At 48.3% G+C, this 7,047-nt stretch carries 8 protein-coding genes and 1 pseudogene; 1 reads left to right on the top strand and 8 read right to left on the bottom strand.

Annotation, left to right across the window (positions count from 1 at the left end; translation table 11 throughout):
- A pseudogene (locus A6U95_RS21190) lies at positions 1-308 on the bottom strand (PilN family type IVB pilus formation outer membrane protein); the annotation flags it as partial.
- Positions 309-469: 161 nt separating this feature from the next.
- Here A6U95_RS21190 and A6U95_RS21185 point away from each other — a divergent pair.
- Positions 470-1,237, top strand: a complete 768-nt coding sequence (locus tag A6U95_RS21185; protein ID WP_065685901.1) for a hypothetical protein — start codon at positions 470-472, stop codon at positions 1,235-1,237.
- Positions 1,238-1,272: 35 nt separating this feature from the next.
- Here A6U95_RS21185 and A6U95_RS21180 read toward each other — a convergent pair whose 3' ends face one another.
- From A6U95_RS21180 to traI, 7 genes are all read right to left on the bottom strand, one after another.
- Entirely contained in the window at positions 1,273-1,767 is a 495-nt protein-coding gene (locus A6U95_RS21180; protein WP_059202269.1) for a hypothetical protein, read from the bottom strand.
- Between the two features lie 51 nt (positions 1,768-1,818).
- Positions 1,819-2,244 carry a type IV pilus biogenesis protein PilM gene (gene pilM / locus A6U95_RS21175; protein WP_139102430.1) on the bottom strand — a complete coding sequence of 142 codons (426 nt, stop codon included), beginning with the start codon at positions 2,242-2,244 and terminating at the stop codon, positions 1,819-1,821.
- A gap of 149 nt (positions 2,245-2,393) precedes the next feature.
- Positions 2,394-3,437, bottom strand: coding sequence for a toxin co-regulated pilus biosynthesis Q family protein (locus A6U95_RS30410; RefSeq protein ID WP_139102429.1), 1,044 nt, complete (start codon positions 3,435-3,437; stop codon positions 2,394-2,396).
- 72 nt (positions 3,438-3,509) lie between these two features.
- Positions 3,510-3,788: a hypothetical protein gene (locus A6U95_RS30825; RefSeq protein WP_139102428.1), complete on the bottom strand. Its 279-nt coding sequence runs from the start codon at positions 3,786-3,788 to the stop codon at positions 3,510-3,512.
- Between the two features lie 453 nt (positions 3,789-4,241).
- Complete coding sequence (locus A6U95_RS30100; protein WP_074423389.1) at positions 4,242-4,442, bottom strand: TraY domain-containing protein; 201 nt, start codon at positions 4,440-4,442, stop codon at positions 4,242-4,244.
- Between the two features lie 116 nt (positions 4,443-4,558).
- On the bottom strand, positions 4,559-4,834 hold the full coding sequence (locus tag A6U95_RS21165) for a hypothetical protein (protein WP_065685898.1): 276 nt from the start codon (positions 4,832-4,834) through the stop codon (positions 4,559-4,561).
- Positions 4,835-4,967: 133 nt separating this feature from the next.
- A complete protein-coding gene (gene traI, locus A6U95_RS21160) occupies positions 4,968-6,923 on the bottom strand; it encodes a TraI/MobA(P) family conjugative relaxase (RefSeq protein WP_065685897.1) in 1,956 nt (651 codons plus the stop codon).
- Between the last annotated feature and the right edge of the window lie 124 nt (positions 6,924-7,047).

Below are 7,047 nucleotides of genomic sequence, written 5' to 3'. Positions count from 1 at the left end.
CAACGTTTACTGATAAAGGCGCTGACTTCTGCCAGCGTGATGCTCCCAGGCCGATTGATGGCCACTGCGCAAGGTGGCAGTAAGCTATTGCTGCCTGGCTGGGCATTTAACGGGTAAGGGTTAATCCACTGGGAGGTTAAGTCACGCACCACAGAACCCTTTTTAAGGGCATGCAGATGCTTATCTGCCCGATTTTCGTCTTGTGAGACCATGTTGTCGATCTTGTCGATACGCTCAAGCGGCGCACAGCCGGACAGCAGCAAACACAATGTCGCCGCCAGCCCGGTTAGGGGGAGGTGTTTTTTCATAGAAAGCCTTGATAAGATTATGGAAACTGAAGTGCGTGACGTTTTTCGCTGAGGTTGGTGTTATTCGCTGATATTATGGTGGTCCGGTTAAAGGCCACACCTGCCAGTGCTGACTCATGGTGGTGTTATGCCAGGGCAATATGTTCATTAAATAGGTACTTATGACGATCAATATCTCAACGATCCTTATCCCTTCTGTACAGTTGGTCGTTCCTGTCACTTTCTTTGCTTTATTTTGTTTTCTGGCTTACCTCTCTCGAAAACGTTTCACATCAGACGTTGGTTTTTTCCAAAAATATTATTGCTCCAGCCTCATATTTGTATTGATGGTGGTTACGTTTTTTTTGTCGACATGGTTAGGTGCCAGTTATTGGTTCCATTATATACGCATGGACATTGAGTTATTTCTTCTATTAATGTCACTGCTTAGCATACTGTCACTTCATTTACCTTTTGAAATTATGAGGTTTTATGTTTCATCAAAGTTGGACAATGTCTATTTTTTCATGATTTTTAACTCGTTATCTGTTCATGTGGATGCGAGTTTCTTTCAGAAAAAAGAAACCAATGATAATGCCACCATAGAAAGCACATTAACTGAGGATGAGGAGGAAACGCTGCTTATTGAGAGGTTTGTATCACTGCTACTACTAGCGTTAACCCCAAGTGTTAAAGAAGTCACTATCGCTTCACATGTTATTGACCATAGGCGTAGAGAGAAAATGGTTAAAGCATTAATGAATTATGGGGCTGAAATAATTTTTGAAGGAAAGAGAAAGACACCGAGAAAAGAAATATTCAGTTTAAACCTTCAATACGGTGGCCTTCCGTTGAAGAACCCGTTTTCTCTGCAGAAAAGGAAAAATGGATTTAAAGTTCGCAAATATGGCTCGCTGATTACATTTAAGCCACCTCATTTCAGGCGGTGATTCTGATGTCGTGTAGAATCACTCTGCTGTGTTGGCTAAATGAATATAATCATGCCAATTAAAATGAAAACAACAAACCACAGAACGATGCGCCAGGATAATTCATGGAAGATGATGTCCAAGACCGTATGGGGGATATCCTCCAACTCCAATCGGCAGTAATGGATAGTGGTTGCCAGTGCCGCCAACGTCTGTGTGCTGGCCCCTGCACGGCGGGCTTTGACCTTCTCTCTCAGTGCGATGTGTATCAGGTACTCCAGTTCACGCCGGGTCTTCCTATCCCCCATTTCGTCATAGTGAGAGGCCAGCAGGGTATCTATTGCGGACAACAATCTTGAGGGCTGGGGCAAGGGTAATGCAGCGACACGTGCCCGCAAGACCCGTAGACGCAGCACCTGTTCCTCCTCCTCGATATATTCCAACTCGAGAGCCTCGACCTCGTCGTCCAAATCGTTAAGGGTGCGGCCTCCCGATGACGCCGGGCGGTATTTTCTTCCACATCGCGTGATAATGGGTACGGTTGAGTTCATCAAAAGGCTCCAGTTGGAGGTGAGTATTGTTGGTCATTGGTGATAAGGGGGTTAATTGAGGTACACCAGACTGCCGTCAGCAATGCTGTCCGGTACATTAACCTGCATGTCATTACCAAAGCTGTCGATCAGACGTCTTCCGACGACCTTTCCAACCAGCGCTGAATGCCGGCTCTGTGCCAACAACGCGGTCATCAACCCAGGTTGGTCCGGCTGGTAGACATACACTCGGTCAGCTTGCAGCACATTGTGTAATTCAGGTAGGGATGACCAGCCGAAGGCGCTGTCGGGGATCACACCGTCTTTTTGCGAAGGGTTGTTATAGCGCCAGTCATTGATGTCATTGATGTAACGAACGGTTTGAATCGCGCGCTGACTCAGCGTGCTGTCCTGCAGCTGCGCAGCTGTTTGATCATGGGGTGATATGTTGACCCATACCAGAAGTCCCAGAAACACCGAAAGTAACCAGTAAATCATCGAAGAACTCCCCAGATCACACAGGCCCAGATCACCGAGCAGAATATCCACACGGCAAGATTTGCTCTTCCGCGATAACTCATCGGAATGCCTCCCAAAATTGAGATTGCTGAGAATAGCCACGAGTCGTTAAATCAAGCGACGGGTTATCAGTGGATCTCTTTGTCATCCACCGAAATCACACACTGTGCCTGACGAACACCGGCATACAGCGGCACCTGCGCCGTACCGTACAAGGTGAACAGACTGTTCAACGCATCACGGAAATTCCCGTCAAACTGGAGCGGTGCATCAATACGGTAATTTGCTGATGTCAGCCAGGCTACAGTCCAGTTAGCCACACCTGGAGTAGAGCACTTCTCAGCGGCGGCCCAACTGAACAGTGTATCTTTCAGCGTGCTACCCGCTTCAATCCTCCAGACTTTCGGCTTAATAATCGTCTTGGGTAACGTCACCGATGCTGTGGGTTTAACCGCTGCTGCCGGGGTCGACGTTGTCGTCGACTGGCTACCACCAAATGGATTACGACCAGAACTCACCGCGTCCTTTTTATTGGTGATAGCTGGGGTTGTAGACGGAGATACCGATACGGTGTTAGGCGTTTTTGCTGCTACTGCTCCAGGGGTAAACTCGACAGACTTGGCCGCGACGGAAATCCGTTGTGCCTGCCAATCGATCAACCCCACCTTCCCCTGCTGCTGCAGCACTTCATCCAGTACAAACGGCCACTGATCGTTACCACGCCATTGCAACGATATCCGTGCATCGGGTTTAAGCTCTTGAGAGAAAGAAACTTGCCATCCAGCTGGAGTAATCTGACGCATAGCTTGTCGAAGCGTTGTAGCGTTTCCCGCTCTTGCAAGCGCCAAACTGGCCGGCCGTTCTCCGAGATAGCGGATGGCCTGTAAAGTAGGCACCGGCTGGCCTGCCAACGCTTTGGGCTGAATAGTATCTGGCCGGCGATGCGACGGTGTAGCAGCCACTGGCACTGACTCACGAGCGGCCGGAGCAGGTTTCAAACGAATTCTGCTAGCCTGAGCCAGATCCGCTTGAGCCTGCTGGATAATCGGTATTTGCTCCTGTATCAATGATGTCACAAATTCTTGTGCCGGAACGCGCGGTGGTGCAGGGGTGCTGATAGCACACCCACTTAACACCACCGGCGCCAGGGCAACGGGGAGGAATATTTTCAATAGAGTCACCTCAATTACGCCGTGGGATTAGGTGAAAAAGTCAGACGACAAGCTGAATAACAATGGAAGTGGCTACCACTCGGCAGACTTGCGACAAAGAATGTCTGAACACGCGACTGCGCGTTCACAAGGTCTAGAGCGGGAAATTGGGGGGGCGGTTTTTACTTCTAGGGATACCGGTCTGTGCTTTTTCTTTACCTGCACTTTTGTTTTACCTAAATAAAATAATGTGTCGCGCCTAACTCGCTTACGCTTTCTATTTACTTTACTTATATCAGGTTCAACAAGTGTAAATGGCTCGGATAAATTACATACATACTTTTGCAGTGCGTTTGATTTTCCTTTTGCCATCAACATCTCCTTATCTGAATATCAACAACAGTTCGGGCAAGCCCACTCGTTCGAATGGACTTGCACAAATCTCTTTTGCGTCAGCATCCCTGCCCTGCCAGTGTTGCCCGTTCACGCCCAGTGTTCCCGCTTTCACGGGTGGTGCTAATCTTCTCTACAGGCAGGTCTCCCCCATAGATACATTGCATTTTTTGCATAAGGGTCTAAACAGTTACAGAATGCTGTCCGACTTTCCAAAATTGTTAAATAGCGGACACCACCCGTATAAATAAGGCCACAGGCACCCCACCCCAACGGGTGAATTATTAGTTCGTGGAAATAACTCACGGGCTAACACCCAAAAATCGCTAGATTCCAGGTAAAAGAAACCCCTAAGGATTAACGCAATGTCTTTTTATTATTACTTAAACAAACTAAAAATAGAGTTCCCTGGTGTTGGATCTCTATGTAATGCTACTTGGATTCATCGGAAAGAAAACGGCGACCAGGCACTGCAATATCAGTCACTGTTTTTAGATGATCAGTCAACCGTATTGATGCCTCTTTAACCTTGCTGCGACCAGACCGCTTTGCGGCCTGAGTTAGTAGCCGATTAACATCAGGAGTCATTTCAATAACAGTCTGGGCTGATTTCCACTGTGACTTATCTGTCATTTATTATAATTTCCTACTTCTTCTAAATAATTATGGCGAGAGTAATCCTTTCTCCTAAAATGCGAAACCCCCTTTAAAAGGGGGTTGACATAAGGTTTTTACTGTGCGCTATAAATTCAGTTTAAATGAATTGAGTCAATGGCGATTAATAACTCAAGATTTAACTTGAGTTGAATCGCTGTTCCCATTGCGGATATCGACGTTAACTGCATTCGATTACACGCCGCTTTGAGTGAGTCTTTGACAGTGTCCTCCGATACACCCCGAAGCTGTGCGATGGTTCCCACAGGAATTCCTGTCGAGTACATGTAAGCGGTGGCCAATTGAGTGAGGGTTAAAGCCGGAAAATACTTGTGTAATGCCTTAAATTGGCTAGGATCGATGGCAGCCATGGCAGCCTCCTGTTCAGGTTGTTGTGGTTAGCTGGTTGTACAGGCCTTCACCCCTGTGCAATCAGCGCCTAACACAATGATTTACATTAATTATCTCTCTTTACTCTCAATTTACTGCATGTTGAAGCTCTGTTTAAGGACGTGGTCCCCAATACGAATCCACTGTTGGTGCATCATCCTCGCGATCATCAGTTTGTCGTGATGCTGCCGGGTCGTCATAACCCATCTCTGGTCGAACATGGCGATGCTCCAAAACCTCAGAGCGACCACGCTGCCAATTATCTGTTGGCCGGAATACCTCTTTTTCCTGCTGGTAATTCAGGCGGCATCCTTCGATCAGCACGCGGTCAACGAAATCGTCATCACCCACAACCTCCACACGCTCGCCACTTTTGGCACCAGCAATCTCTGCAGCCAGGTGGTAATTCGCCGTATCGTCGTAATCCTCAAACCCGGGCTTAATCTCAACCTGGTCGCCACGATCTACCACACCGACAACCCCATCCCGCAGATATTCAACTGTACCGTTCCGGTGTAAGCGGGTTGCATGGGTAGACCGTTCAAGCAACGGTGAATCGTCAGCGGCGCCAAACACCAATACAGTGTCTTTATGTTTATTAGGGGCAGAAGTCCTGGCTTTTCGCTTCTCACGGTAAGCCCATCCTCGCAGCTGGCTAACTGCGGCAACATCACCCGTTAAGGCTTCGCGTTCCACCCAGGAACGGTAAGATAATGGTCGATATTGCCCAGATTCAAACAGGGTCTTACGTTCCTCTCGGATCTGAATTCTCAGCTCAGCCGTCGCCTTCATGCGCTCGAACTCGGCCACCCGATACATCAGCTTGCGCAACAGGGGATCAGGATAACTGTGCCGAACATCACCTTTCATAGCCTGATAGTGTGCGGCAATTTCTTGATGACGCGTCTTCACGTTCAAGTCTGGCTTGACCCATTCTCCGCGATAGTGTTGGTAACGCAATTTGAGATCATCTCGTGCAGCAGCACGCTCTTCTCGACGCTCTTTTCTGGCATCACGATCGCGCACATGGAATTCAGGTTGGTAGCGGTTATATATCGCATAGCCGCCCTCTTCCAGGTCACCAGAGTCGAAAGAAGGAGGGCCTTCAAACGGACCTAAATAAGGTTCAAGTCTGGATTTTGCCAATGTAGGGTGAACATCCGATGCCTTGACCATCATGATGTCTGGTCGTTCCAGATCGTATATCACCAACCCGCCCGACTGTTCACGAAACCCTAGACCATTCGCATGCATCAAGAGGTGAAAATAATTCCAGCTGGCCGTCTTGTTTTTAATGGCATCAGTTATCTGGGTGCGTGTCTGACGAACAGCATAATGATACAGACTTTCCTTATCAGAGAAGATCTCCCGCTTGGCTGCACCTTGTGGAACACTCTTAAAACGCCAAGGGGCGCGATGCAACGTGTTGTTATCACCCCACACCCAGCTACCATTATCTTGTTTGAAACCAAATCGCTTCTCCAGGACACGGCAACACTGTTGCAGCGTATCGGCATCATTCCACAAATTAGCCGCACGGTACGTTTCCGGATCCACTCGATTAACCGCGATATGACAGTGAATATTGTCGGTGTCACGGTGGATAGCGGTCACAAACTGGTGGTGCCCCATTCCCATCTTTTCCAGGCAATGACGCGCGCTGTCAAATACCTGAGCAGGTGTAGGCGTTTCATCCGCTTGCCAGGATAAAATGAAATGATAGACAGGGTCTTTGCAGTGACGATTTTGTGCAGCAACCATATTCATTTCCGCTGCTGCAGTCTCCAGTGAAAAACAATTTGTTTCGCATTCAACGCCACCGACAATGACTTGCTCTCGTCCATCAGGAAAGCTCTCGATGACCTGCATGGGTGAGAATTCGTCGCGACGTTCAACGTAGTCTACCAGGCGGTCAAAAATGGCCTGGCTGGAGCGGGATGTGGGCTTTTCAATCTTTTCAGGCGTGATAACGTCATCAGATTTTTTCTCATCCCGCAGACTCAGGTAGCCAACCAGCTTCATAAAGCTGGTGCCGCCGTCGCGCCTTTTGGGTGGGATGATAACGTTCATGGTGCCCTTATTCGTGTGCCGGTACGAGATTCAAATCCAGTGCAATGATGGCCTTTTTCACCTCAACCAACACGTCTGAAAACTGCTTACTCAGTTCCTGAGTCATTTGTTCCTGCATCTGAGT

The sequence above is a fragment of the Serratia sp. 14-2641 genome (assembly GCF_001692375.1).
Classification (GTDB): domain Bacteria; phylum Pseudomonadota; class Gammaproteobacteria; order Enterobacterales; family Enterobacteriaceae; genus Chania; species Chania fonticola_C.
This window is presented reverse-complemented; position numbering and strand designations above follow the sequence as displayed.